The 25,498-nt window shown below is 54.4% G+C and carries 21 protein-coding genes, 2 pseudogenes and 1 riboswitch; of the genes and pseudogenes, 18 read left to right on the top strand and 5 right to left on the bottom strand.

Features of this window, described 5'->3' with window-relative positions; translation table 11 throughout:
• The first annotated feature begins 470 nt into the window (after nucleotides 1-470).
• Nucleotides 471-1,487: a methyltransferase domain-containing protein gene (locus PD282_RS21740; RefSeq protein WP_274653142.1), complete on the top strand. Its 1,017-nt coding sequence runs from the start codon at nucleotides 471-473 to the stop codon at nucleotides 1,485-1,487.
• 140 nt (nucleotides 1,488-1,627) lie between these two features.
• Nucleotides 1,628-2,491: a protein phosphatase 2C domain-containing protein gene (locus PD282_RS21735; protein ID WP_274653140.1), complete on the top strand. Its 864-nt coding sequence runs from the start codon at nucleotides 1,628-1,630 to the stop codon at nucleotides 2,489-2,491.
• Nucleotides 2,492-2,509: 18 nt separating this feature from the next.
• Here PD282_RS21735 and PD282_RS21730 read toward each other — a convergent pair whose 3' ends face one another.
• Complete coding sequence (locus PD282_RS21730) at nucleotides 2,510-2,845, bottom strand: ArsR/SmtB family transcription factor (protein ID WP_274653139.1); 336 nt, start codon at nucleotides 2,843-2,845, stop codon at nucleotides 2,510-2,512.
• A gap of 264 nt (nucleotides 2,846-3,109) precedes the next feature.
• Here PD282_RS21730 and PD282_RS21725 point away from each other — a divergent pair, with 264 nt between their 5' ends.
• The gene (locus PD282_RS21725; protein ID WP_274653136.1) at nucleotides 3,110-3,532 is read left to right on the top strand and encodes a DnaJ family domain-containing protein; all 423 of its coding nucleotides are present in this window, start codon (nucleotides 3,110-3,112) and stop codon (nucleotides 3,530-3,532) included.
• 118 nt (nucleotides 3,533-3,650) lie between these two features.
• Here the strand turns inward: PD282_RS21725 and PD282_RS21720 are convergent, their stop codons facing one another.
• On the bottom strand, nucleotides 3,651-4,148 hold the full coding sequence (locus PD282_RS21720; RefSeq protein ID WP_274653134.1) for a hypothetical protein: 498 nt from the start codon (nucleotides 4,146-4,148) through the stop codon (nucleotides 3,651-3,653).
• A 197-nt stretch (nucleotides 4,149-4,345) separates the two neighbouring features.
• Between PD282_RS21720 and PD282_RS21715 the strand changes: the two genes are divergently transcribed.
• The 15 genes and pseudogenes from PD282_RS21715 to PD282_RS21645 all read left to right on the top strand — a co-directional run bounded on the left by PD282_RS21715 (nucleotide 4,346) and on the right by PD282_RS21645 (nucleotide 22,758).
• The gene (locus PD282_RS21715) at nucleotides 4,346-5,884 is read left to right on the top strand and encodes a spore germination protein (RefSeq protein WP_274653132.1); all 1,539 of its coding nucleotides are present in this window, start codon (nucleotides 4,346-4,348) and stop codon (nucleotides 5,882-5,884) included.
• Nucleotides 5,885-5,909: 25 nt separating this feature from the next.
• Nucleotides 5,910-7,088, top strand: a complete 1,179-nt coding sequence (locus PD282_RS21710; protein WP_274653130.1) for a Ger(x)C family spore germination protein — start codon at nucleotides 5,910-5,912, stop codon at nucleotides 7,086-7,088.
• Nucleotides 7,085-8,194 carry a GerAB/ArcD/ProY family transporter gene (locus PD282_RS21705; RefSeq protein WP_274653128.1) on the top strand — a complete coding sequence of 370 codons (1,110 nt, stop codon included), beginning with the start codon at nucleotides 7,085-7,087 and terminating at the stop codon, nucleotides 8,192-8,194. The genes PD282_RS21710 and PD282_RS21705 overlap by 4 nt, the downstream gene beginning before the upstream one ends.
• Before the next feature lie 70 nt (nucleotides 8,195-8,264).
• The gene (locus PD282_RS21700) at nucleotides 8,265-8,897 is read left to right on the top strand and encodes a phosphatase PAP2 family protein (RefSeq protein ID WP_274653126.1); all 633 of its coding nucleotides are present in this window, start codon (nucleotides 8,265-8,267) and stop codon (nucleotides 8,895-8,897) included.
• 66 nt (nucleotides 8,898-8,963) lie between these two features.
• Nucleotides 8,964-9,536, top strand: a complete 573-nt coding sequence (locus PD282_RS21695) for an RNA polymerase sigma factor (protein WP_274653124.1) — start codon at nucleotides 8,964-8,966, stop codon at nucleotides 9,534-9,536.
• A gap of 513 nt (nucleotides 9,537-10,049) precedes the next feature.
• The gene (locus PD282_RS21690; RefSeq protein ID WP_274653122.1) at nucleotides 10,050-12,335 is read left to right on the top strand and encodes an AraC family transcriptional regulator; all 2,286 of its coding nucleotides are present in this window, start codon (nucleotides 10,050-10,052) and stop codon (nucleotides 12,333-12,335) included.
• A gap of 163 nt (nucleotides 12,336-12,498) precedes the next feature.
• Nucleotides 12,499-14,076: a type 2 periplasmic-binding domain-containing protein gene (locus tag PD282_RS21685; protein WP_274653120.1), complete on the top strand. Its 1,578-nt coding sequence runs from the start codon at nucleotides 12,499-12,501 to the stop codon at nucleotides 14,074-14,076.
• 27 nt (nucleotides 14,077-14,103) lie between these two features.
• The gene (locus PD282_RS21680) at nucleotides 14,104-15,054 is read left to right on the top strand and encodes an ABC transporter permease (RefSeq protein ID WP_274653118.1); all 951 of its coding nucleotides are present in this window, start codon (nucleotides 14,104-14,106) and stop codon (nucleotides 15,052-15,054) included.
• 23 nt (nucleotides 15,055-15,077) lie between these two features.
• Nucleotides 15,078-15,932, top strand: a complete 855-nt coding sequence (locus PD282_RS21675) for a carbohydrate ABC transporter permease (RefSeq protein WP_274653116.1) — start codon at nucleotides 15,078-15,080, stop codon at nucleotides 15,930-15,932.
• An 82-nt stretch (nucleotides 15,933-16,014) separates the two neighbouring features.
• Nucleotides 16,015-18,033 carry an alpha-amylase family protein gene (locus PD282_RS21670; RefSeq protein ID WP_274653114.1) on the top strand — a complete coding sequence of 673 codons (2,019 nt, stop codon included), beginning with the start codon at nucleotides 16,015-16,017 and terminating at the stop codon, nucleotides 18,031-18,033.
• 196 nt (nucleotides 18,034-18,229) lie between these two features.
• Nucleotides 18,230-18,340 (top strand): annotated as a pseudogene (locus PD282_RS21665) (ABC transporter permease); the annotation flags it as partial.
• A gap of 180 nt (nucleotides 18,341-18,520) precedes the next feature.
• A complete protein-coding gene (locus PD282_RS21660) occupies nucleotides 18,521-18,796 on the top strand; it encodes a TolB-like translocation protein (RefSeq protein ID WP_274653112.1) in 276 nt (91 codons plus the stop codon).
• Nucleotides 18,797-18,808: 12 nt separating this feature from the next.
• Nucleotides 18,809-19,975 (top strand): oligogalacturonate lyase family protein, encoded by a 1,167-nt coding sequence (locus tag PD282_RS21655; protein WP_274653110.1) that lies wholly within the window; start codon nucleotides 18,809-18,811, stop codon nucleotides 19,973-19,975.
• A 100-nt stretch (nucleotides 19,976-20,075) separates the two neighbouring features.
• A pseudogene (locus tag PD282_RS21650) lies at nucleotides 20,076-21,349 on the top strand (alkaline phosphatase).
• 152 nt (nucleotides 21,350-21,501) lie between these two features.
• Nucleotides 21,502-21,603: riboswitch (purine riboswitch) on the top strand.
• Nucleotides 21,604-21,714: 111 nt separating this feature from the next.
• Nucleotides 21,715-22,758, top strand: coding sequence for an aromatic ring-hydroxylating oxygenase subunit alpha (locus PD282_RS21645; protein ID WP_274653108.1), 1,044 nt, complete (start codon nucleotides 21,715-21,717; stop codon nucleotides 22,756-22,758).
• Nucleotides 22,759-22,886: 128 nt separating this feature from the next.
• Here the strand turns inward: PD282_RS21645 and PD282_RS21640 are convergent, their stop codons facing one another.
• Genes PD282_RS21640 through PD282_RS21630 form a run of 3 tightly spaced genes read right to left on the bottom strand, consistent with a single transcriptional unit; the run spans nucleotide 22,887 to nucleotide 25,494 of the window.
• The gene (locus PD282_RS21640; protein ID WP_274653106.1) at nucleotides 22,887-23,996 is read right to left on the bottom strand and encodes a GerAB/ArcD/ProY family transporter; all 1,110 of its coding nucleotides are present in this window, start codon (nucleotides 23,994-23,996) and stop codon (nucleotides 22,887-22,889) included.
• A gap of 52 nt (nucleotides 23,997-24,048) precedes the next feature.
• A complete protein-coding gene (locus PD282_RS21635; protein WP_274653104.1) occupies nucleotides 24,049-24,279 on the bottom strand; it encodes a hypothetical protein in 231 nt (76 codons plus the stop codon).
• Nucleotides 24,280-24,294: 15 nt separating this feature from the next.
• On the bottom strand, nucleotides 24,295-25,494 hold the full coding sequence (locus PD282_RS21630) for a Ger(x)C family spore germination protein (RefSeq protein WP_274653102.1): 1,200 nt from the start codon (nucleotides 25,492-25,494) through the stop codon (nucleotides 24,295-24,297).
• Nucleotides 25,495-25,498 lie beyond the last annotated feature (4 nt).

The following is a 25,498-nucleotide window of genomic DNA, read 5'->3' as shown; positions in this document are numbered from 1 at the left end:
GCCGGTTACTTCCGCACCCCGTAAAGCTTCAAATACTTATGCTTCCGAAACCCATATGGCCCAAAGCCATACGGGTTTTCTTTTCGGGGCGGCGGAGCAGCGCCTCGTGCCCAGGTTCGCGGACGGCGAGCGTGCATGCTACCGCATTTTGTATGATGCTGGAAAAATATTGAGCCGAGCCCGGGTCTGCGTTATACTTAACGTATTCGTATCGATGGAGGGATCCGCGTTTTGATGATGGCCGTTTTTTTGACAGACGTTATCGGTTGAGCTTCAACTGAATAATCCGAAAGGCAGGAGAGCAGCCGGAGCGCCTCATTTTAGCGCTCGTTAGGGCTTTGTTTCCGCTTGTTTTTCGTCTGTCATATGAAACGAACATGGTCAATCACGCGCATAGAAGACGCGAATGGACGTTTGGTTCATTGGCGTTTTTTTATGCCCGAAAATCGAATACGAGGAGCGATGCGCTGATGACGCTGTATTTCGCTACGGTGCTGCCGGGGCTGGAGCACGTCCTTTGCGAGGAAATCCGGGTGAAAATTCCCGGCGCGGCGATTCAGGACTCCGAGCGGGGCAAGGTGAGCTTTTCATCGGGGCTGCCGCCCCGGGCGCTCACGGTATTGCGTTCGGCCGATAATCTGTACCGGACGATTTCCCGGTTCCGGGTCGGCCCTCATAAAATCCATCTGGCCGATCTCGAACGGGAAATCTATCGTTCCGACAAGCTGGAGGCCGCTTTTTCGAACCGGACCGGAGCGGTTTTATTTAAAGTCAATGCCAGCCGGACGGGGCATCATACTTATTCGCGTTTCGACGCTGCGGAGGCTGCCGCCCGGGGGATTGCAAGACGCGATTCGCGTTATGTTCATACGGCCGAGGGAGGGCACGAAACCGAATTTCGGCTCGATATTTTGCATGGCGATGCGGTTTTCGCGCTCAGGCTGACCGATGCATCGTTCCGTTACCGGACGGCGGAGAGAAGGTTCACGCCCGCTGCGCTTCGGCCAACCGTCGCCCATGCGCTGGTCTGGTTGTCCAATCCGGAACGGGCGGATGTTTTCGTTGATCCGTGCTGCGGCTCGGGTACGATCGTATCCGAACGGACCGCCTATCCTTATCGGCACATCCAAGGCGGGGATGCCGCCGCGGAAGCCGTGGATGCCTGCGCGGCAAATATCGGGTCTTGCGCCGGCGTTCAAATCCGCCGATGGGATGCCCGCCGGATGCCCATCGATTCCGGCTCGGTCGATAAAATCGTCACCAACCTGCCGTTCGGAAGGCAAATTGCGGTGGAGGACGGCTTTTACGATGCGGTTGTGGCGGAAATGAAGCGGGTGCTGAACAAAGAAGGCCGCGTTTTTTGCCTCACCGATGCGGATGCTGTGCTGCAGCGTGCTGCAGCGCAGGCCCGGATGAGCTGCACGAAGCGGGTGACGCTCAGCTTGAAAGGGCTCCATCCCTCGCTGTATGTGCTGGCCAAACCGTAAAGCAGGAACACAAGCAAAGCCGCCGGGGCGAACCGCTTTTTGCATCCGTGCCCTGCAAGATTCGAAAATTAGCTGGAGCCTCCTCCGGACAGCAGCCGTATGCCGTAACCGGACGGACCTAAAAAAGAGGTGCAGACGACGTGAACATAGAGAGCATGACGGTCAAAGGGATGGGGAATCTGAACGAGGACGCGCTGATCGTCAACGAACGGTGCGGCCTTTACGGCGTCGTGGACGGCGCGACTTCGCTCGTGCCGTACAGGGGAACAGGCGGAGAAACGGGCGGCTTCGCGGCCGCCCGGCTCGTTGCCGATTATATGAACGGCCTTGCGGAAGGTCCCGGAGAAGGGCCGGAGGCGCTTGCCGGGACGCTTATTCAAGCCAACCGGCTGCTGCGCGAAGCGATGGTTCGCGCCGGCATCGATACCGGGCGACATGAACAATTGTGGAGCGCGTGTGCGGTCGTCGTCCGGATCGGCGAGCGCTGGATCGATTATGCGCAGGCCGGCGATTGTATGCTGGCCGCGTACGGCAAGGACGGGACGATTCGTGTCGTCACGCACGATCAGCTGGCCCATGTGGACGATGCGACGAAAGCCGTCTGGACGCAGGGAGCCGCGCAAGGACTGACGACCCGGGACGAGCTGTGGGCGCATGCGCTGCCGCAAATCGTCCTCGGCCGCAAGCTTGCCAACCGCGACGGCGGCTATGCGGTGCTGAACGGCGACCCGGCGTTTGCGGGCTGCGTCGAATTCGGCAGGATCAACCGGCTGAATCTCGGTTCGCTGCTGCTGTTTACCGACGGACTGTACCTCCCGGTTCTTCCGGGCGAGTCGGACCGGGACGGCGCCGGAGAAGTCGCGGCGAAGGTGCGGGATATGGGGCTGGAGCGATATATGGATTGGCTGATCGGGACCGAAGAGAGTGACCCGGACTGCATCCGATTTCCCCGGGTAAAAAAATCCGACGACAAGTCGGCAATCCGCATTCGGCTGCACCCGTAAGGCGTACGTCGAGGCGGATTATTCCGCTCCCGGGGTCCCGCTTTGCAGCTCGCGCAAATAATCGTCCAGGCGGTCGAACCGATCGGTCCAAACCTCGTGAAAAGATTCGAGCCATCCTTCCAGCTCGACGAACGGCCTCTGCTGCAGCTTATAAATTCGCCGGTTGGCATCCGGCTTCATCTCGACCAGACCGGAATCGCTCAGCACGCGAAGATGCTTGGAGGCTTGCGGCTGATGGAGCCCGAGCTTCCCGGCGATTTCCCCGACAGTCAGCGGACCTCCGCGCAGCAGCTCGACGATATGCAGACGGTTGGGTTCGGCAAGCGCGCTCAACGTTTCGATACTGACAGCCATAAAACCCACTTCCTTTCCATTTCAATATAGCTTATTTTGAATATACGTGTAAAGGAATGCATATTGACTTCCGACATTTATTCCGGCTCATGCATATTCCCCTATAGAACTATTATGTTCGTGAACCCGGAAATGTTAACCCACAGGTAGGGAGAAACCGAAATGTCAACCATTCTTCACCGTTGACAGTCCCGCTGCAAGCATGCTCCAGGTATGATGAAATCAGAAGCCTGACATCATCTTTCATGGAGGGAGCTGTGCTGCATGGAGCATGACGGGGAGCAGGAAAAGAGAGGTCAAAGCGGGGAGACGGAGCGGGAAAAAGATCGGCCGACCGTTCCAGGCCTGGTCGACGACGCATTCATGGAATTCGTGAAGAAGGGCGGACTCGACACGCTGACGGGAAAAGGAAAGCCGCTAAAGCTGCAATCCGGCGACCCGCTTCAGCATGTGCTGAAGGAAGCGAACGTGCTGCCGAAATGGCTGATGCTGCAGAAAGAAATCCGCGGCGAGCTCCTGGCGCTCATCACAGCCTCGGACCGCGATCCTGCCGCCGATACGGCGGCCCGGATCGAACAGATTAACCGGAAAATTACGGCGTACAATAAAATTGTCCCGACTCCTTTTTTGCAGAAAATGAAAATTACCGCCGCCGACTTCAAGCAGCAGTACAGCAAATGGGAATAATAGGTGACCGGTAACGCAACCAGGTCGCCGCGTAAAAGTGGTCAAGGCTCGGATCCAGCTCCGAGCCTTTTTCTTATGAACCGTTAATTGTGGGCAATCGGCGCGTAATCCTCACGCACTAAAACACCGGGTTCCCATATTCGAATATAACATTCCCGGCATCATCCAAAAATGTCATTCTAAAACCATAATCGGTGATCCATTCATTCTTGATTATGTGCGCCTTTTGTTTAGGGAAATTATAGTCGAAGGATTCATCGTGAATTTTTACTCTTATCGTTTTCGTTCTGTCGATAATTTCTTGGCTTGTCATATACATGCCGACATACCCCGGATCCAATCCCCCTAAATAGATTGGAGTATCATTTTTTTGAAGTTCGGTATGAGAGGATATGAATTTTGCAGACTTTTTGCCCTTTAATACATAAATATCGACCTTGCCGGCGGATTCCGCAAAAAAGTAGTACCTGTCTTGATCAGCAAGCTCAATGGAGGATGTAAGGTTGTTTTCTTGAATGAATTTCGTCTTGTCTGCCTCGTTTAACGTTGTGCTTTGACAACCCGTTAAATTCATCCATGCAATGAAGAACAACACAAGTACAGTTCTTTTCCGCACGATGATGAACCCCCTTCATTCCCCAATCCATTTTATCACGTCTCCAAAAAAACGGTTCATTCAAAACGGAATTTCGTTTATGCATCTCGCGAGATTTGGAAAATATACAAAGCCGCCGGCAATATTGTAAACGGGCCGAATGATTGGAATAAATCTAGGGAAATATACAAAAACCGTTAATTTTGGAGGTGGCGCCGATGGCCGTCAAAACTCGCGTCGGGGACCAACAAGCAGGGATGGCCGTGCCGGAATCCGGTATTCCGGAGAACGCGAAGCTGTCGGGCCGGCTGCAATCGGACAAGGAGACGCTTCTCCGGATTTTCGAACGCTGCGGCGACCTCAAAATGCAGCCTTATCTCCTGCCGAACGGGACGGAAGTGCTGATCGTTTATTTTCACGGCATGACGCAAAGCTTTTTGCTCGAACAGCTTATCCTAAACCCGCTTCTGTCGCAAAGCGCGGTGCCGGAATTGTTGAAAGGCGCCGATTTGGCGCAGCACCTCCAGATGCAAGTGCTTCGCCTGCCGCTTTCCTTCGAGGACGGGAATATCCGGAAAATCTCGTCCAGTCTGCTGACCGGCCATGTCTGCATCCTTCTCGACGGATCTCCGAAGGCTATCCTGGCGGCCATCTGCGGCTCCGAGCACCGTTCGATCGAAGAGCCCTCGTCGGAGCTGTCGCTGCGCGGACCGCGGGCGGGCTTCATCGAGGATATCGTCATCAATTCGAATCTGATGCGGATCAAGCTGAGAAGCGAACGGCTGAAAATCGAGTATATGACGATCGGCAGCATCTCGAATACGATGGTCGCCGTCGTTTATCTGAGCGGAGTCGTCAACGAAACCGTTCTGCAGGAGGTGCGCCGTCGGCTGTCGGAAATCAAGCTCGACGCCGTGCTCGACAGCGGGTTATTGGAGGAATGGCTGGAGGAGAAGCATTATTCCCCGTTCCCGCAGCTCCAAAATACCGAACGGCCGGACGTACTGGCGGCGAATCTGCTGGAGGGCAAGGTCGGCATCATGGCCGACGGCTCGCCCTTTGCGCTCATTGCCCCTTATACGTTCTGGGGAGGCATTCAGGCGTCGGAGGATTATTACGAGCGGTTTATTTATACGTCGCTCATCCGGGCGCTGCGCATGCTGCTGCTGTTTCTGTCGCTGACCCTGCCGTCGATTTACGTGGCGATTACGACCTTTCACCCGCAGATGATGCCGACCGACCTGCTGCTCAGCTTCTCGTCCGCGACCGAGCCGAGCCCTTTTCCCGCCATTATCGAAGCGCTTATTATGGAGTTTCTGTTCGAAGCGCTGCGGGAAGCGGGCATCCGTCTGCCGAAGCACGTCGGATCCGCGATCAGCATCGTCGGGGCGCTCGTGATCGGGCAGGCGGCCGTGCAGGCCGGCGTTATCTCGGCTCCGATGGTTATCGTCGTCTCGATTACGGGCATCGCGTCATTCGCCATTCCGCGCTACAGCTTCGGCATCGGGTTCCGAATGCTCCGGTTCCCGCTGCTGTTCCTGTCTGGCATGTTCGGTCTCGTCGGCCTGGGCGTCGGCCTTGTCGCCATTCTCTGCCATCTCGTCAATCTCAGGTCGTTCGGCGTTCTCTATTTCAGTCCGGTCGCCCCGCTGTCGAAGCGGAATTTGAACGATGTCATCGTCCGCGTCCCCAGATGGCTCCAGCCCTTCCTGCCGAAAAGCGTCGCGGGCGGCTTGAAACGGCGGGGGACCGTATAACCTGCAACGCGACGGGGGAACCGCCATGCGTAAAATTGCGATTCGATGCCTGCTGCTCATCGTATTGATCCTGATTCCGACCGGCTGTTGGAGCAAGCACGAGCTGAAGGAAGTCGGCTTTATTCTCGGCTGGGGGATGGACCTCGAAGAGGCCGGCAAATACAAGGGCACGGCCCAAATTGCTCTGCCGTCCGCGCTGGCGGTTTCGCAATCCGGGGGCGGCCAGGCCGGCCGCCGGTACGTTACCCTTTCGGCATCGGGAAAAAGCATTCTGGACGTCGCAGGGGGCATCCAGCAAAAAACGTCCCGTTTTCTGTTTGCCGGCCACCGGCAAAATATATTTCTCGGCGAACGTCTGGCCCGTCACGGTCTGGCCCATATCATCGACGAGTACAGCCGCAACCCCAATGTTCGGCTGCGTACCGAAATTTTCGTCGTCAAGGGAGGAACGGCGAGCGAAATGCTGGATGCCAACCGGCCGTTTGAGCGGGTGCCGGTCATGGGATTCAACAAGCTCTATGCGACGATCGGCGGCAAGGCGCTCAATTCGTTTCTCGAGCTGCTGGTCGATTCGAGCGATCCGAGCAGCTGCCCGGTCATACCCGCGTTTAAGATTGAACCCGTCGAAGGCGATCATCCGGCTATTAAATACGCCGGGAGCGGGGTGTTTACGAAGGATCTCCGGCTGGTTGGATATTTGAACGAAGCGGAGTCGCTTCTGCGGCTCTGGATGTTAAATCAGCATTTCCGGACGTTTGCCTATACGCTGCCTGCCGATGAATCGAAGCAGCCGATTTCAGTCGAAATCGAGCATTTGAAGGGAACGATTCGCTCATCGGCGGTAAACGGCAAACCGTCCTTCCGGATCGAGCTCGGCGGCAAAGGTTTTCTTCGCGAGAACGAGACGGACGTCAATTTATCCAAACCGCACCGAATCGAGGACTTTGAGCGTCAGCTGAACGCCGCCTTGGAAACCGAGGTGATGAAGATGGTCCGCCGGACGCAAACGGTATACAAGACGGATATTTTTCATTTCGGGCAAAAGCTTCACCGCCAGCATCCCTTCGTCTGGAAGAAGATGAAGAACAATTGGGAGGAGAAGTTCCCCGAAGCGAATGTGACGATCGTATCGCGCGTCGTCATCTCCCGGGTCGGGCTGACCGGCACGCCGGCGCACTTACCGCAAGGAGGGGGCATGCCATGAAGCCGGTGATGAAAATATCGGGAAACCAGATTTTATGGATGCTGGCGACGATGGAATTCGGAGCCACCGTGCTGCTGACCTTTGCTCCGACGTTTGAGCACGCCAAGCAGGATGTATGGATCGCCGCGCTGCTGTCGGGCGCTTCCGCGCTGTTTATCACCTATCTCGCGGTGAAGATCGGCTCCTATTTTCCCAAAATGACGTTCGTCGAATATACGCAGGTGCTGTTCGGCAAATGGTGCGGCAGGCTGATCGTGGTGCCCTATTTTATCATGCTGTTCTCGGTGATCCCGGTCATCATGCGGCAGGGCGCGGATTTCATTACGATCACCCTGCTGCAGGAAACGCCGGTCTGGGCGGTTCTCGTACTGATCGGCATCATCACGGTCTATGTGGCGCTAAGCGGTATCGAAGGGATCGCCCGCTCCAGCGAATTTCTGGGACCGTTCATTTATTTTCTGCTGCTTGTTCTGATTGTGGCGCTGATGAAGGACGTCAATTGGCATTATGTACTCCCCGTGTATGTCGATACAGGATGGAAGGAAATTGCCCGCGGATCGGTCTATATGACCGGGTTTCTGGGCGAAGCCGTGCTGCTCATTTTTTTGTATCCGTTCATCGATTCTCCCAAAGGGGTTTACCGCTATACGCTGATCGGCGTCGGGCTGGCCTGGCTGTTTTTGGCGATGTGTATCGTGATTGTCCTGACGCTGTTCGGTCCCGATTTTGCGGAAAAAATGTGGTACCCCGCTTACGGCGCGGTTCGTTTCGTATCGTTAGGGGGTTTCGTGGAACGGATCGATCCGGTCGGCATCCTGATCTGGCTGTACAGTTATATTATCAAGCTGTCGATGTACCTCTTCATTACCGCTTACAGCTTCTCCCAATGGCTGAAGCTGAAGAAGTGGAAGCGGCTGATCTGGCTTGTCGTGGCGGTCGGCATCATCGGCGGCCTGCTGCCGAAGAACATCGTTTCGACGAATATGGTGTACGCCCAAACCGTCTTTCAGATGTACGTTCTTCCCATCAACATGGTGCTCATTCCGCTGCTCGTGTGGATCGCGGCAGCGATTCGCGCTAGAAAAAGGCCGAAGGCCGGAAGATAAATCTATGTAATCGTACCTCTTTTCAATATAATGGGAAGGGGTATTTTTGTTGACCTGGGGGAGAGAGAACATGTGGACCTTATGGCTGCTGCTGCTTGCCGCCGGCGGGAGGCTGGAACGTTTCGACTTATCGATTATCCATGCGGTGCAAGGTCGCGAGAACGCTGCGATGACGGCCGCCGCGGAGCGGTTTACCGCAATCGGCTCGTCCAAAGTCGTCATCCCGCTCGTGCTCGGAACGGCCGTCCTGCTGTTCTTCCTGCTGAAGCACCGGCGGGAGCTGGCGCTGCTCACCGGCGGCATGCTCGGCTCGACGCTGCTGAACGAGCTGCTTAAGCGGATCTATCACAGAGCGCGTCCGGATATTCACCGAATCGTGGCGGAAACCGGGTACAGCTATCCGAGCGGCCACGCGATGGCGTCGCTCACCTTTTACGGCCTGCTCGTTTATTTGCTTTGGCGGCACTTGTCTTCGCGGGGCTGGCGGCTCGTTCTGCTCGCATTCAGCTTCTGCATGATCGCATGTATCGGCCTCAGCCGGATTTACCTGGGCGTTCATTACCCTTCGGATGTGCTTGGGGGCTACTGGGCGAGCGGCTGCTGGATGGCGTTCTGCATCCTGCTGTATCGGCGTTATGAGCGCGGGAGACTCGGCGGCGGGCGGCGGAAGGCGAAATCGATCATTTTCACATCAGGTTCATAATCCGCTGGTACACTGATCGTGTGCGAATCTGAGCAACAACGCCTGACGATCGGGAGGCCGCCTGCTATGAAGCCGTGGACTGAATTCGAGGACGTCATCAAGCCGCATATGGGGCCGCTGCGGACCTACTGCCTCTATTTGACCGCATCCAAATGGGAAGCGGAGGATTTGCTGCAGGAAGCGCTGCTCCGCGCCTTTCAGATGTACCGGAAAAAAGGGGAGTTTCAGCACCCCCGCTCGCTGCTGTACAAAATTACGCGCAATCTTCATATCGATCTGTGCCGCCGGCGCCGCGGCGTCACCGTCCCGATCGAAGAGGCGATGGAGCAGCCGCACCACGACCAGAACTATGCCTCCGTCCGGGGACTGCTCGAGTGGCTGACGGAGTCGCTGTCCGAACGCGAGGTCGACATGCTGATGCTCGCCGAGGTGTTCCGCTACACGTATCAGGATATTGCCGACGAGCTGCGCTGCAGCGTTCCGGCGGTGAAGATGGTGCTGCACCGTTCGAAGCAGGCGCTCCGCAAGCAGGCGGAAACGCCGGAAGCGGATACGGTCAAAACGCGTAAAACGGGGCGGAAGCCGCGCAAGTTTGCGGTTGAACGCTGGACGGCGGCGCTGATGACGGGAGAGCTGTAGCGGCAGCAGAAGCAGGTTTTTTCGCTGCGTGCCGCTGTTGTCGATAGCCTTTTTTTGCCTAAGAGTCTTTGCCGCGGCCGCGGCGAAGGCTTTTTTTGTTGAAAAGCGAGTCTGCGCTTTACGAATTTCCATTCCTCTGCTGACACATCCTCATGCTATTTTCTTCCCGTGCCGTCAAACGACTTTACGATTCCGATCAAGCGCCGCTATTATCGAAAACAGGTTTTCCCGTTAGGCTATACATAGGTCCGGCGTCATTTTGATTCGTTCCGGGACATATTTGCGATCAAGAGGTGTCAGCAATGATGATGCGCTTAGCTCCCGAAACATCAGCTCCCGAGACGGTCAAGACCGGTGAAAAGAATATCGGCGCTGCGTCTTGGATTCATCTTTTCCATCGCCCCAATCGCTGCCGGCCTCCTCCTCACGTCATTTTTAACGGTTGGACCTCACGTGCGGCAGAGAACGCGCAGTCAAATAGAAGGCTATTGAAGCTTGAGGGGGACGGGAAGGATGAGGAAGTGGTTTAAATTCCTTTGGTTTCGAAAATATTTGGTCCGGATCATGGCGCTAGGCTGCTTGTCCGTTTGTTTGCCGATTATTTTAATCGGCACGGTTTACTATCATTACGCGGAACGAACGACCATTCGTCAAATCGAGGATGAAGCGGATTCTTCGCTGATGCTCTCCCAGGACCGCGTGGAAAAGATTCTTCAAACCCTCGAACTCGACTCCTACCGATTGGCCGCCAGCGAAATCATTCGAAAATCCTTGTATGCACCGCATTTCGATGAAGATCTGATTTTACACGGCAATATTATGAAAATGCTGGAAATCACAAAAAACGCGGACGATTATATCAACGATGTGGTGTATTACAATCAGCCGTTTGGCGCGGTGCTGTCGAATAATTACGGGTATGTGGACGCCGCCTCCTACCCGGACGGTCCGGATATTCGGGAAGCGATACGTCTGGATAAAAAGGCGCGCTGGGTGTATTTGCCGATGGGGAAAAAAAGAGGCTCCCTCTCCTATGTCCAATATTTGCCGGTGATACCGAACGACCGCGAGCCGAACGGCTTCGTCATGATCTATGCGAGCACCCAGGAGATCAACAACTATCTGGTCGGTTCACTGGGCATTTCGCTGCAGGCGTCCGTTCTGGTGCTGGATGAGCATAATCGGTATTTGCTGGGCACGGGGGAGTTCGCTCCGAATCAAGCGGGAGGCGCTCCGGTCCCGGGGACGGCCTTGCAAACCGTAGCCGCCAATTCGGAACGTACCGGGCATTTCTTCCAAAACAAGACGCTGTATGCCTATTCGAAATCGCCGATGGGCCGAACGTATTTGCTGGAAATCCCGTACAGCGAAGTGACGGAAAGCTTAAAGTGGAACCGGATGTTTTTTACGACGACCCTTTGCTTTTTCCTGAGTCTCGGCCTTCTTCTGACGCTGGCGGCTTCCTTCAGCGCCTATATGCCGATCCGGCAGCTGCTGAACTTGGGCAAACGTTTGTATAAGGAGAACGCCTCTCCGCAGAACGAGATTTCGTTTATCCGGCAATGTCTGAATCATTTGAAGGAAAAATCGGATCTCCTGATGCAGACAATCGACCATTTGGATCCGGGGCTGGTGGAGCAGTTCCTTCAGAAGCTCATGGAAGAAAATTCCATTATCGAGCATCTAATTGAAGAGAATGACTCGATTAAACGGATCGCCGGTCAGTCCAAGTATGTGATTCTGATCGTCACGGTCAGCAACCTGCACAAGGACAGGCGGTTCAATGCCAAGGATAACCGGATTCTGAAGTTTGTCATCCAGAATGTCATGAAGGAGCTGCTGGATAAGGATGGCTTGTCCGGCAGCGTCGTTCACGACAGCAAGCTGAGGGCGATCGCCGTTCTCTACGGGGAGCAGGATACGTCTTCCGGCATCTTTTTGCAGCAGGCCAAACAATACGCCCGTCAAATATCCGCTGCGATCAGGCAGTATCTGAAGCTGACCGTATTTGTCGGCATCGGCAATATAGTTGAAAGCTTCGAGGATATGCCAAGGTCATATCAGGAAGCGCTTGACGCGCTGCAAAGGCGGATTTACCGGGACGACGACGCGGTTCTGTTTATCGCCGATTCCTTGACCCGTAAAGGGGTCTATTATTATCCCTTTCATCTGAAACAAGCGGTGGTGGATGCGCTTATTTCCGGGGACGAGGCAAAAGCCGGAAAAAGTCTGGAGGAATATATTCGTGCGCTGAGGATTTCCGAATCGTATGAAATCGTCTCGCACGGATACCATGCCCTTCTTTATGCCGTCATGGAACTGCTGGAGCGCGAAACCGATTATGAAGCGGAGTATTTGCAGTGGCTGGACCTCCGGCTGTTCGATCAGCTGCAGGAACGGAAAACGCCCGGTGAAGTGTACGACTGGTTTGCAGAATATTTGTTTCCGATGTACCAGGGCGTCCGGGAGCGCCATTCCAACGTCCATACGATCGTTCAGCGTGTGAGCCGTTACATTCATGATCATGCCTGCGAAGACTTGTCGCTTTCCTCAATTGCGGATATGGTCGGGGTCAGCCCTTCCCATTTGAGCCGTTTATTCAAAAAAGAGATGGGCGTTTCGTTTTTGAATTACGTTCTCGAGTGCAAAATTCATGCGGCGATGATTTTGATGAAGGAGACGGACCTGAGCATTTCCGAAATCGCGGCCAAAATCGGTTATTCCGAACGGAATTTCTCCCGCGTGTTTCAAAAATATGTGCACATGACCCCCGGTCAATACAAATCGATGCAGCCGTAAAGGACAATTATTGTGTGAGGCAGCTTTTCCCAGTATACTTTCCGGCTTTTGGGCGGACAAATTTTTACCCGATCAAGGACTGTCGGTTTTTTTGGCCGAAGCCCGCAATTAAGATTAAAACCAAAGACGGCCGTCTTCATGCCAAACGAATGTGGAGGGAACGATGATCAAGCGTTATCGAGCAAAAGCGTGCATTGTGATGCTGTTAGGTCTTGTAATCGCTTTAATTGCCAGCGGCTGTTCGTCCGGGGGTTCGAACGGAGGGCCGGCCGGCAACACGTCCGGCGGGTCCGGCGCGGATTCCGGAGCTTCAAGCGGAAACAGCGGCACGCAGGAACAGGCTGACAGCGGCCCGCTGCCGGTTCAAATGATCGCCGGCTTGTACAATGAAGCGCCCGATATGAACAACGAATTTTGGGCGGAGCTGCAGAAGCGGCTTAATGTGAAGCTTGACATCAACTGGATTCCATCCGGGGATTTCGATACGAAGCTGGATCTGATCTTGTCTTCGGGAAATCTGCCCGAAATTGTCGCCTACCCGAACCAAACGCTTTCGCCATCGATGATCAGCGCGATCAAAAACGGGGCGTTCTGGGACCTTACGCCGCTGCTAGGCGACCTGAGCGCCTACCCGAACCTGAAGAACAACCTGCCGCCCAATGCCTTGAAGTATTTGTCCATGAACGGCAAGATTTACGGGCTGCCGAGAACGAGATCGCGGATCGACGAAGGACTGAATATCCGCAAAGACTGGCTGGACAAGCTGCATATTCCGGTGCCGACGACGCTGGATGAATACCGGGATGCGCTGAAGAAGATCGTGGCCGCGGATCCGTCCGGACAAGGGACATTCGGCATTATCGGCAACGGGACCATTGTAAGTGACGGGGACGGCACCTTCGAGGCGGCGTTCGGCGCTTACAAGCCCACCTATAACGACGACGGCGGTCTGATTTGGCATCAGCTGACCCCGCAATACACCGACATGGTGAACTATTTCCGCGGGCTGTACGCGGACGGCAGCATGGCCAAAGAGTTCTCCACGATGAAGGTGGCGCAAGCGCAGCAAATCGAATCGGCCGGCAGATCGGCGACCTATGTCCGCAGCATTAAATGGCTGTACGGCTTCGAAACGACGGCGAAGAAAGCTCAGCCGGACGCTCAAATTATGGTGCTTCCGCCGCTCAAGGGACCGGGCGGCTACAATGTCGAGCTTTCAACCGCAGTCAACGGGGGCTTCTTCATTTCGAAAAAAGTGCCGGAAGATAAAGTCAAGCGTATTCTGAAATACTTGGATGCCAGCGCATCGAAGGAAATGACCGATTTTGCCTATAACGGTCAGGAAGGCGTCCACTACAACATGGTGAACGGCAACAAGGTGCCTACGGATCTGGCGAAGCAGATTAATACGACAAGCTTGGGTGCCAGCGTACTGGCGTTGACGGAATGGGGCAAAGTCGACGATCCGGCGGCGCCGAAGGAATATAACGACGAGAAGCATAAAGAAGCAGCCGATTACGAGAAAGTCGGCGTCATCAATCCGTTCCTCGTGCTGCACTCGGATACGTGGTCCGATATTTGGCCGAAATATTCGGATGAATGGGAGTCCATGGTCACGCAGGCGATTGCCGGTAAAATTTCGATGGACGATTACAAAGCTTACGTAGCCAAACTGAACGACATGTCCGATTTCAAAAAGGCTTACAAGGAGTTTGCCGACGCTTATACCTACATCAAGTAACGCCTGAATCGAAAGAAGGGAAAAAGGATGGAAGCTGAACTTGCGCAAAACCCGATCGGAATGAGCCAAAGACCCGTCAGCTTGTGGAAGCGGCTGGTTCAGCAACGCTATATTTACCTCTTGATGCTGCCGGGCATCCTGTATTTCATCCTGTTCAAGCTGCTGCCGCTGTGGGGACTGCTGCTCGCTTTCCAAAATTTCAGTCCGTTCGCGGGGTTTCTGCACAGCGACTGGGTCGGGCTTAAAAACTTTACGGATTTGTTCCGGGATGATCATTTCTACGGCATGCTTCGCAATACGCTGCTGATTAATGTGTTCGGGCTCGTCTTTTTCTTCCCGATGCCCATTATTCTGGCGATCATGCTCAACGAGATCAAGAGCGAATCGTTCAAGCGCATCAACCAATCGATCGTATATATGCCGCACTTTTTGTCCTGGGTTGTCGTGGCGAGCTTGACCTACATTATGATGTCGACGGACGTCGGGATGATTAATAAGCTGCTGCATGAGTGGGGCTTCAATACCGTTTCCTTCCTGACCGAGCCCAAGCTGTTCTGGATCATTTTGACGGTACAGCTGATTTGGAAGGACGTCGGATGGGGCACGATTATTTTCTTGGCGGCCATCGCCGGCGTCGACCCGCAGCGTTATGAAGCGGCGGTGCTGGACGGCGCCAACCGCTGGCAGCTGATCCGGCATGTGACCCTGCCGGCGATCGCGCCGACCGTGATCATTTTGCTCATTTTACGGCTCGGGCAAATGGCCGATGTCGGCTTCGAGCAGGTTCTGCTGATGACGAATCCCCTTGTCAATTCGGTCGCCGAAGTATTCGACACATATGCTTACAATATGGGGATTTTGCGGGGGAACGTAAGCGTCGGGGTTGCCGTCGGTTTGTTTAAAGGCTTGGTAGGCCTCGTTCTGGTCATGTCATCTAATTTTGTTACGAAGAAAATGGGGCATGAAGGCATCTATTAAGCCATTTGAGGAGGCCTGCAGCCATGGTCCAAAAAAGATTTTCGCTGTTCGATGTGTTGAACGGGATCATCTTGATTCTGATCAGCGTGTGCGTCATTTTCCCGTTTCTCTATGTATTTAGCGTATCGTTTACGGATCCGGATTCCTATGTGCCGCTAAAGCTGTACCTGTTTCCGGATAAATGGTCCTTGTCGACGTACAAGTACCTGCTGTCCACCAACAGCTTCATCGATTGCTTTAAAAGCACGGCGTTTATCACCATTGTCGGCACGCTGTTCAATCTGGCCGTGACGTTCACGCTGGCCTACGGAATCAGCAAAAAAAATGTGGCGGGCCGGCCGCTGATCCTGGGCTTTATTGTTTTCACGCTGGTGTTCAACGCAGGCATCCTGCCGAACTACCTGCTCGTGAAAGAGCTGGGACTGCTGAACTCGTACTGGTCGCTGATATGGCCTTCGCTGACCAACGCCTGGAGCCTGCTCGTCGTCAAGAGCTTCATCGAAGCGCTGCCGGGCGAACTGGAGGAGGCGGCGAGAATCGACGGCTGCAACGATCTGGGCGTGTTCTTCCGGATTATCGTTCCGCTGTCTATGCCGGCGATTGCGGCCTTTACGCTGTTCTTTGCGGTGTCGCACTGGAACACCTATTTCAACGCGCTCATTTATTTGTCCGATTCCAAAAAATGGACCCTGCAGGTGCTGCTGAAAACGCTGGTCATCGATTCGGATTCGAGCGGCCAAAGCGACGATGTGATGGTCCCGCAGGAAACCATCAAGATGGCTTCCATCATTTTGGTCATGGCTCCGATTCTGGTGGTGTATCCCTTCTTGCAGAAGTATTTTGCCAAAGGCGTGTTGATCGGCTCGGTTAAAGGGTAAGATTCGGCGCGCAGGCAGGAGAAGGCCGGCTTGCCGGTAACGCTTCTCTTGCCCCGCGCAGCCGGCGGAAAGGAAGAAGAGAATGGACGTGAACGTCAAACCGTGGTGGAAAAAACCGCTTCGCGTGATCCAGCCGAATCTGCAGGTGAAGGATACGGCCCTCATCGATCCGGAACGGCTGGCTTCCCAATTGAAGAGGATGGGGGCCAACGCGGTCGTATTCAATGCCGGCGGGATATACGCCTGGTATCCGACTCGGGTGGCCTATCATACGGCCAACGAATATTTGCCCCAAAATGTCGATTTGCTTCGGGAAGTGATCCGCAGCTGCCATCGTCAGCAGCTCCGGTTTATTGCCCGGTTCGATTTCAGCAAAGCGGCCGACACGATCTACTTACATCGGCCGCAGTGGTTTGCGCGGGACGGTGAAGGTCAGCCGCACATTATCGGGGCGAAACGGCCGGGGAACTGGTCCTTGCTGATGTCCACCTGCATCAACGGGGCCTACCGCAATGAAGCGGTAGCCCTTCCCGTGCTCGAGGAAGTGCTGCGGGAGTATGAAATCGACGGGATTTTTTTCAATGCTCCCGGTTTTGTTGCCTGTACTTGCGAAAAGTGCCGGCGCAAATACAAAGCAAGGTATGGAACCGAGCTTCCGCGCGATTCCCGGGATTATAACCCCGATTGGGCGTCGAGCTGCATGAAAGACAACATGGAGAACATCTACGCGTTCGTCAAACGCGTTCATCCGTCGATTCCCATGATTCTGTATTACAATTTGTACCGCGACAACCTGTTTGACCGCGAACAGACGACGGATATGCTGTGCACGGAGCCCCAGGATGTTCTGTCCCTTGGCGTACGTCATATTCCGGCGTTCTGGAAACCCGCACTCAGCATCAAGCTGGGCCGGTCCTTGCCGGACAGGCCGGTACCGTTCGGCATCGTTCACTCGTCTCCGGGAATGGACTGGCGGCATACGGGCCTTCCTCCGGCGGAATACCGGTTTTGGCTCGCGCAAATCCCGGCTTACGGCGGGAGCATCTGGCATTCCTTGACCGGCATCCCCGATACGATCGGCGATAAACGCATTTTGGATACGGTCGGGTACATAAACCAGCAGGTGCAGAAGGTCGAGCCTTATATGGAAGATGCGCTTCCTTGGTCGCAAACCGCGCTGCTGTGGACGGCCGGCCCGTCGGCTGAAGGATGGGCGGACGGTCTGATCAACAGGCAAATCCCGTTTGACGTTTTGCTGGCGGAGCAGATTTCAACCGAGCGGCTGAAGCCGTACCGCGTCTTCATCGTCCCGGAAGGAGCCCGGCTTCCTGCAGTATCCGCGCTGACGGAATTCGTCGAACAGGGCGGCCGGCTGATCGTGGAAGGGGCGGTACCGGACGCTCCCGGCATCCATCGTCTTCTCGGCATTTCGGAGCAAACGCAAATCAGCGAAGAGCTGACGGCTTCGTACCTGCGGTTCGAAGGAGAAGGCAATCCGCTTCAGGCCGGGCTTGAGGCGACGGAGCTGATCGCCCACCGCGGGAAAGTCGTCTATTGCCGGCCTGCCGGATCGGCGGACGTGCTGGCGACCCTGGTTCCGCCTTTCTCGCCGCTGGAAAGCGTCGGCGCGCCGCCGGAACGCGCATCCCTGCCTGTGAGCCGAACCGATCTGCCGCTCGCCGTCCGGAACCGCCGGGGCAGGGGCACTGTATTATATTTCCCCTTTTCCCTGAGCGCTTTGATCAACGAATTCAAGCTCGGCGAGCATTATCAGCTCCTCGCTAACGCCGTCGTGACGGGCATCGGCGGCGAGCGCGACATGGAGGTGTCGTTTATGCAGGGGCTGCAGGTCACGATGTTCAAAAAAGAAGGCGCCGTGCTGATTCACTTCGTAAACGGAGCCGGACAGCGGCCGCTTGCGGCGTCCGTTCCGCTTCACGATATCGAGGTGAAGCTGCGTTTGCCGGGCGCCGGCAAGGTAACGGCCGTCAAACTGCTCATTTCGGAAACCGAGCCTGCCTATCAAGCCGAACATGGGATACTGCGTATCACGGTACCGAAATTGGAGGTATGGGAATGTCTGCTCGTTGAATGCGGATGATCTGCCGTCGACAGGACGGTGGAATAAAGCCCGGCAGTTTTGCCCGGGCAGCAACATTGCGCCAATTTAACAAGGAGGAGCTTGCCGCGGCAGGCTCCTCCTTGTTTCGTTGCAGCCGGATTTCGATTCGCGGGCGAGCTCCGATTCCCTTCGTTTCCCCAGTGTCATAAACAAACCATTGGGACAGGCCGGCGCTAAGATGGGCGTCATCGTCATCGCCACCGTCCCGATTTTGCTAGTCTATCCGTTTCTGCAAAAGCATTTCGCCAAAGGAGCTATGCTCGTCTCGTTAAAAGGTGATGCATGAACCCCGTCGAATAAGAAAAGGAGGCCGATACCGTGGAAACCATCGCCAGGAAGCGTTCTATCGGATCTATGATTTGCGGACGGCTCCGTTCACGGCTATTTCGGCTTCATCCGTCCCGACAATACGGAGCAAATCGAGCTCGACTTCCCGTTCCACAGCCAGCACTTCCACAGCAACGACATGGAGCTGATCGTCGGTGACGGACAGCGTTTCGTGAATCCGCATATTTTGCTGTGGAAGCGGAAGGGGAGCGACTTTGAAGAACCGCGGGTGCTCGCCTGCCATGGCGGAATGTCGATTTTGCAGGCATCGCACGTGCATCCGCTGTTTACGGAAGACGGCAGCCGCGTGCTGTATACGTCCGACCGGGGCGGGTACGCCAATATTTATTTGGCGGAAGTCGGCGATCCGGACGATCTGCCTAAGCTTTCCGACGTGCAATCAAAGAAGGAGTAAAGGGGGACGCTTATGCAGGGGAAAATATACAAGCCGGAATACAGGGAGTATCGGGACCGTATTTCGGGACGCCGCATCGTCCAGTTGACCGACTATTTCGCCCACAGCAATCATCTGTATTTTACGAATCATACGTTTTACCGCGACGATATTATTTTCAAGTCGCAGCGCGGCAACGCCAGCAACCTGTTCCGCCTCCATAGGGATTCGATGGAAATCGAGCAGCTGACCGATTTGCCGCAGCCTTCGTATAAGGACCGGTATTTCGACCGGCTGCTGGTGTCCTGCGTACACGAAGGCAGCGGGGAGGTATATATGTTTTACCTCGGCCGAGTGCTTGCGCTGCACCTGCGCACGTTTCGGCTGCGGACGCTCTACGATACGCCGGAGGGCTATTATCTGAGCTCGGGTTCCCCCAGCGCCGACGGAAAATATGTGATCGTATCGATCAACGAAAACAAGGTGCACCGCGAATTCGAAGGCGGCTTCTACGAGACGTGGGCGGCGTATCCCGAAACGCGGCTCGTCCGCATTGAGCTGGAAACCGGCAGAACGGACACCGTTTATGCGGAAAACTATTGGATCAAGCATGTGAACCTGTCGCCGACAATGCCGCAGCTGCTGACGTTCTGCCATGAGGGGCCGTGGGACCGGATCGACCATAGGGTCTGGCTGATGGATCTCTCTACCGGCAGCGTGACCAAGGTCATTACGGATCAGGGACCGGACAAATCGGTCGGTCACGAATATTGGCTGGCGGACGGTATGCGGCTCGGCTATCACGGCAGGAAACGGGAGCCGGGCGGGACGCTGCACGGCTACTTCGGCATGATCAAGTACGACAATACGGAGCAGGTCGAAGTCGATTTTCCGTTCCACAGCCATCACTTCCACAGCAGCGGACCGGATCTCGTCGTCGGCGACGGCCAGCGGATCGAGAACCCTCACGTCTTGCTGTGGAAACGAAGCGGCAATGCGTTCGATCCGCCACGCGTGCTCGCTTATCACGGCGGGATGGCGATCAATGCCGCCACTCACGTCCATCCGCGGTTCACGCCGGACGAGTCGCAGGTGCTGTTCACGTCAGACCGCGGCGGTTACGCCAACCTGTACCTCGCCGACGTCGGCAATGTTGACGATCTCCCGACGCTGGCCGAAGTGGCGGGGAAGAAACCGTGATGCTTGAATTATTTTACGAATCATTAATCCTCCTCGCATATTCCCATTACATACAAGCTGTAGTGTAAAGGGCGAACACAATTCAAACGAGGAGGCAAACATGAAAACACACAAAAAAACAAAATTAAAGTCGTTGGCCATCGGGCTGGCCGCGCTTTCTCTTGTCATGACAAGCTTAATAGCCGCGAAGGGCGGAAACGAAGCCGAAGCCGCTTCGAAGCAAACGAAAGCTAAAAATGTCGTTCTCTTTGTCGGCGACGGCATGGGAGCCGCCGCACGCGATGCGATCAGGCTTGCGACCGTCGGAGAAAAGGGCAGGCTGGCGATGGAATCGATGCCTTATGTCGGACTCGTTCACACCAGCTCCACGATTCCGGTAACGGACTCGGCTGCAGCGGCTACGGCCTTTGCCAGCGGCGTCAAAACGTATAACGGCGCCATCGGCGTGGATGCGAACAAAAAAACGTCAAAACGATTATGGAATATGCGAAAGAAGCCGGGAAATCGACCGGTCTCGTGACGACGAGCCAGATTACGGATGCGACTCCGGCCGCTTTTGCCTCCCATGTGGAGGATCGTTCCAAGCAAAGCGATATCGCCCTGCAATATTTGACCAAAAGCAAAGTGGATGTGCTTCTCGGCGGAGGTGAAGATTTCTGGCATCCTGCGGGAGACCCGGGTTCGTTCAAGGATGAACCGGCTGAGGATCCGTCGGAGAAAAGCAAAGGAACACAAGGCAATTTGGTGAATAAAGCGAAGCAATTAGGGTACAGCTACGTGACGAATAAAACGGACATGCAGAAGGCAAAAGGCGGAAAGCTTCTTGGGCTGTTTGCAAATGAAGAAATGTTCCAGCAAAAACCGGAGGGCGAAGGAGCCGTCTATAATCCGATTGTCTCTTTGCCCGATATGACGCAAAAAGCACTCCGCACGCTTTCTACTAATAAACAGGGATTTTTCCTCCTGGTTGAGGAAGAAGCAACAGACGAGATGGCCCATCAAAACAATGCCAAATTGACGATTAAAGCGGGACAGGCATTGGATCGATCGGTACAAATTGCGAAAGAATTTGCCGCGAAAAACCCGGATACGCTTGTGCTTGTGCTGGCCGACCACGAGACGGGGGGAATGACCCTCGAAGAAGTGGACGCAACCGACGAGTCCGGCGACCAAATTTCCAAGGAAGACGGTCCGTTCGCCATTGCTCATTCGAAATTGAATTTCGTGGTGGATTGGACGACTTCAGGTCATACGGCGGTCGATGTCCCGCTCACGGCAGCAGGTAAAGGCTCCGAATTATTCGCTGGCGTCTATGAAAATACGGACGTATTCCGTAAGCTTGCGGATGCTATGGGAATCCAGGTGAAGAAGTAGACCGGTACTGCAGATCCGGCACGAAGCTTCAAAAAGGATGCCGCGTATTTTGAAGTTGGATGTGGAAAAATCAACGGTACATGTCACTATAATTATCATTGACAGGTGATCCGCGGCGTGTTTGTAATGTTGATATAGAATTTGTGTTATGTTATATGACATAAACATTCTCTTGTATAAGCTCGCTAATCGGAGTGAGCGTCTCGACCAGGCAACCGTAATTGCCCCAGGCTACAAGAGGCTGTCAGATAACGACCTGACGTTTCGCTTTTTATGGAGACGAGGACAGGTGTGTTTATCTTGCGCCTCTGAAGCTTGGGGTTTTATTGCGTTCCATTCCATTTCCAGATGAAGGAGTGTCTTGCATGTCATTGCCCAAAAACGTTACCGAGTCCCAAGCGCTGCCTCGCGATTGCACGTTCTCCGCATCCGACTGGCAGGTCCTGTCTCCATTTTGGTATCCAGTTGCGATTTCCGAGGAGGTGAAGGATAAGCCGGTGCCGGTCAAGCTGCCTGACGTCAAATTGGTCTGCTACCGCAGCCGCGGCCAAGTCGTCATTGCCCGTGATCTGTGTTTCCATCGCGGCGCTCCGCTCAGCAAAGGCTGGGTGGAGAACGACGAGATCGTTTGTCCCTATCACGGCTTTCGCTACAACTGCGATGGCGTCTGCACCGCCGTCCCCGCCCATCCCGCAAGTAAAATTTCGCCGAAGCTCAAACTAATCACCTATCCGTCGATTGAAAGATACGGATTCATCTGGACCTCGCTTGCCGGAACCGAGCCGAATCTTCCGGCGTTTGCCGGCTGGGACGATCCCGATTACCTGAATGTTTTGCCGCCCGGCTTCGATATCGCGGGATCTGCGGGACGTCAAATGGAAGGCTTCCTGGATGTCTCCCATTTTGCCTTCGTGCACACGGAAACGTTCGGCGATCGCAACAATACGGAGGTCCCGCAATATAAAGTCACCCGGGAGGGCAGCGTGCTGTCGGCGGATTACTGGAGTACGGTCAGCAACTACGGCAAGGGGCAGGAAAATCCGGCTCCGGAAGGATTTATGTGGCTGCGCGCCTTCCGCGTTTTCGCTCCGTTTGCGGCAACGTTAACGGTCCACTTTCCCAATGACGGGAAGCTGATCATCTTGAACTTCGCTTCTCCCGTATCCGCGAGGTATACGAGGCTGTTTTGCCCGATCGCGAGAAATTTCGATAAAAGCGTTCCGATTGAAGAGATCGTGAAATTCAATTTGCAGGTATTCCAAGAGGACCGCGAAATGGTGGAGTCCCAAACCCCCGAGGACCTGCCGCTGGACTTGGCGGCGGAGGCGCACATTCCCGCCGACCGGACGTCCATTGCTTATCGCCAGCTGCTGTCGGAGCTTGGTTTAGGCCGAAATTATACCTCATGATTCAGGAGAGCTCCCTTTAGTCGAGTGTGCGAGGTTTCTTGACTGACCTATTCCAACACCCGCCCAACCGCCGGGTTATTTTTTGCTCTTCTCGTGCGAGTAAATCAGACGGACGGCAATGCCGGGCATCAATTGTGCTTGGGAACGCCAAACAGGCTTCGGATTTTAGACGTGCAAAGCAGGACGAAAGGCAACAGGAGCCCGAAGGTCGAACCGTAAAATAACCAGATGTGCTTAATAAAGTGCCCGACCGCCTGCGTGTTCGGAAAAGCGATAAGCGACAGGACAATCATCAGCATGCCGAGAGGCAGACTGAACGGGCGGGCGTCTTTGATTTCAAACAGGTTTGCAAACACGACAAGCGAACAATGAAAATAGATCACTCCCCGAAAGTACGTTGTAATAATCCAGTTAAAAGCGATGATCGCTTCGAGGCGCGTGAGAAAATCCCCGATATTGATTTTTTTTGCCAACGCATAGCTCGGGGCGATGTTCCTCGTCACCAGATCCGGACCAAGAACGAGAAGATTCAGGAGAATCACGATAATTAACAGAATTCCCCCAAATAATATTCCCATGTAAAAGGCTTTTCCGGCTGTTTTGCTTTGACTGACAGAAGAAGGGAAAATCATCAAAAAGATGACCGAAGCTACCGAAAACAAACTGAGATATAAAAGCGAGGCTTGTATAACCGGTCTTATTCCGTTCTCTAGTACTGGCTGTATATAATGGATTTGCGCTTGAGGCGCAATGAAGATAATGAGCGCAACGATCAAGATGATAAAAGGGATGAATAACAGCTCGGCCGATCGTGCAAAGGTTTCAACGCCGAGCCTGGCAGCGAGGATGACAACCGCTCCGAACAAAATATTCAAGGCGGCAATCGGCGTTTCGGGCTCCCAGAACGTTTTAATAAAGTCGCCTACAAAAAATATAATGAAGGAGCTGCTGGTAAACGCCCAGAAAAAGAAACAAAAATTGATCAGCTTTCCAAGCCATTTTCCGAACACTTTCTCATTGACCCGATCCAAAGTAAGATGGGGGAACAACCGGCCGACTGCTAAAAACAACCCGACATTTAATAATCCGCCCACGGTACCGAGTATCGCTGCAAGCCATGCATCCTGCTTGGCAAAACCGGCCAAGGGAGAGGAAGTATGCAAAAGAATCGTGCCAACCGAAAACAGAAGGACGAGGATCATGAACTGACGTGCCGATATATTCGTTTTTCCGGGCATGATAATCCCCCTTTCATACGAGACCTCTCGATCTGACGGTGCACGAAACCCGTTATGTCAAGGCGTTCTCCAATAATTTGCTGAACGGCTGGTAAATGAAGGTCAGCCAGTCGACGGGATTCGGGAGCTTAACGTGCAGACTCAACAAGATGCTTAAGGCGGTTCCCGTTAGCAGCAGGAATAAAAAAACCGTCAGTTCCTTCATGAGGCGCTTTTTGAATAGATTCGGCACTTCGATGAGAAAGATGGCGGCGGCTGAGAGAATTCCGACCATGACCCACATGTGTCCTGCGCCTCCTTACTGCTCGGTCTGCAAAAACGAATTCGTCACGGTCCCCAAACGCCGGGTCTTGACATCCGTCGTCACGTGAACCTGCAGGTCGTTCGTAAACGTCCGGTCCCAGTTTTGTTCCAGCTTCCTCCATGCCCTGGGATCGGCGCGTCGAATAACTTCGCCGAAACCGAAAATGTCGACTTTATATTTGGTTTGTACGTTTTTGATTGCGTCTTGAACAATATTCCGAACCGTTTGATTCGACCTTTGATCCAAATCGGCAATCGACTCCTTCTTCGTGAGGTCCATCTTGCATTCGACATCCTGCACGTTTTGTTCGATTCGAACATGGATGTTAATGATGGGGCGGCCTTTGATGACTTTTCCTTTCACTTCCGTCTCCGAGTTGATGACCTCGGACGAAATTTTCCCTCCCTCGGGACATGGCGTCACACCGATTGTACGATCCACTTTATTCTTGGTATAGTTGTACCCTTTGCTGTCTTTTTCGTTCAGCCAGCCCTGCAGTTTGTCTTCTTTAAACACGGCGAGACCCGTGTATTGCAAGCCGGCCGGCACCTCGGTCCGGAGCAGACTTTGCTGGTTTGCGGCTTGTTCCGGATCTCCCAGAATCCGGATGCCGGTCAATACCGGCTGCTTTCCGTCGCTCGTAAGATCGTTCATCAGTTCGTCCAGCTGGACGTGAACGGTCGGAGCCCATGTTTCTTTCGAAACCTCAAGCGATTTGAACATCGTATTGGCCGGGAGCTGTTCCAGCGGGGTTAAAACCCCTAATACTTCCCTTGCCGTTGCTCCTCTCGATACGGCAATATAAAAATCCGTCCGTAACTCGTTGTTTCTGGACAGGAAATCAAGCGTATTGCGGATGCCTTCCTTCGCCAGCCTTTCCCCTAAAATAAGCATCCGAAGATGCGCGAAATAAAGGTACCTGGGCGTAACCGTCGTCATTCTCCGGATGGCCTGAGGCACCGTTTCTCCTATTGCATGATAAATCACGGACGGAGGCCGCTCGCTGCTTGGTTTCTTGGCCGCTACGATACCCGGATCCATGACCTGCACGGTAACCTCGTATTGTTTGCCCGCTTTATCGATGCCGATCGCACCGACGATGGCAAGGTTACTGAGCTCGCGGCGGCTCCAGCAGCCGGTCGTCACGACCGGCAGGATCAGAACAAGCAGGAATAAGAACGCTTTTCGCTTCACGCCT

Origin of the sequence: Paenibacillus humicola, from assembly GCF_028826105.1 — a bacterium.
In the GTDB taxonomy this organism is placed as follows: domain Bacteria; phylum Bacillota; class Bacilli; order Paenibacillales; family Paenibacillaceae; genus Paenibacillus_Z; species Paenibacillus_Z humicola.
Note: the sequence above shows the minus strand (reverse complement) of the source record. Positions and strands in the feature narration are given on the sequence as shown.

What these genes read in the sequence shown, in the direction of transcription:
- PD282_RS21660 (WP_274653112.1), top strand. Translation starts at nt 18,521, where the DNA reads ATGGAGCTGATCGTCGGTGACGGACAGCGTTTCGTGAATCCGCATATT.
- PD282_RS21710 (WP_274653130.1), top strand. Translation starts at nt 5,910, where the DNA reads ATGCGTAAAATTGCGATTCGATGCCTGCTGCTCATCGTATTGATCCTG.
- PD282_RS21725 (WP_274653136.1), top strand. Translation starts at nt 3,110, where the DNA reads ATGGAGCATGACGGGGAGCAGGAAAAGAGAGGTCAAAGCGGGGAGACG.
- PD282_RS21715 (WP_274653132.1), top strand. Translation starts at nt 4,346, where the DNA reads ATGGCCGTCAAAACTCGCGTCGGGGACCAACAAGCAGGGATGGCCGTG.
- PD282_RS21700 (WP_274653126.1), top strand. Translation starts at nt 8,265, where the DNA reads ATGTGGACCTTATGGCTGCTGCTGCTTGCCGCCGGCGGGAGGCTGGAA.
- PD282_RS21730 (WP_274653139.1), bottom strand. Translation starts at nt 2,845, where the DNA reads ATGGCTGTCAGTATCGAAACGTTGAGCGCGCTTGCCGAACCCAACCGT.
- PD282_RS21685 (WP_274653120.1), top strand. Translation starts at nt 12,499, where the DNA reads ATGATCAAGCGTTATCGAGCAAAAGCGTGCATTGTGATGCTGTTAGGT.
- PD282_RS21695 (WP_274653124.1), top strand. Translation starts at nt 8,964, where the DNA reads ATGAAGCCGTGGACTGAATTCGAGGACGTCATCAAGCCGCATATGGGG.
- PD282_RS21655 (WP_274653110.1), top strand. Translation starts at nt 18,809, where the DNA reads ATGCAGGGGAAAATATACAAGCCGGAATACAGGGAGTATCGGGACCGT.
- PD282_RS21705 (WP_274653128.1), top strand. Translation starts at nt 7,085, where the DNA reads ATGAAGCCGGTGATGAAAATATCGGGAAACCAGATTTTATGGATGCTG.
- PD282_RS21675 (WP_274653116.1), top strand. Translation starts at nt 15,078, where the DNA reads ATGGTCCAAAAAAGATTTTCGCTGTTCGATGTGTTGAACGGGATCATC.
- PD282_RS21635 (WP_274653104.1), bottom strand. Translation starts at nt 24,279, where the DNA reads ATGTGGGTCATGGTCGGAATTCTCTCAGCCGCCGCCATCTTTCTCATC.
- PD282_RS21740 (WP_274653142.1), top strand. Translation starts at nt 471, where the DNA reads ATGACGCTGTATTTCGCTACGGTGCTGCCGGGGCTGGAGCACGTCCTT.
- PD282_RS21640 (WP_274653106.1), bottom strand. Translation starts at nt 23,996, where the DNA reads ATGCCCGGAAAAACGAATATATCGGCACGTCAGTTCATGATCCTCGTC.
- PD282_RS21645 (WP_274653108.1), top strand. Translation starts at nt 21,715, where the DNA reads ATGTCATTGCCCAAAAACGTTACCGAGTCCCAAGCGCTGCCTCGCGAT.
- PD282_RS21680 (WP_274653118.1), top strand. Translation starts at nt 14,104, where the DNA reads ATGGAAGCTGAACTTGCGCAAAACCCGATCGGAATGAGCCAAAGACCC.
- PD282_RS21670 (WP_274653114.1), top strand. Translation starts at nt 16,015, where the DNA reads ATGGACGTGAACGTCAAACCGTGGTGGAAAAAACCGCTTCGCGTGATC.
- PD282_RS21690 (WP_274653122.1), top strand. Translation starts at nt 10,050, where the DNA reads ATGAGGAAGTGGTTTAAATTCCTTTGGTTTCGAAAATATTTGGTCCGG.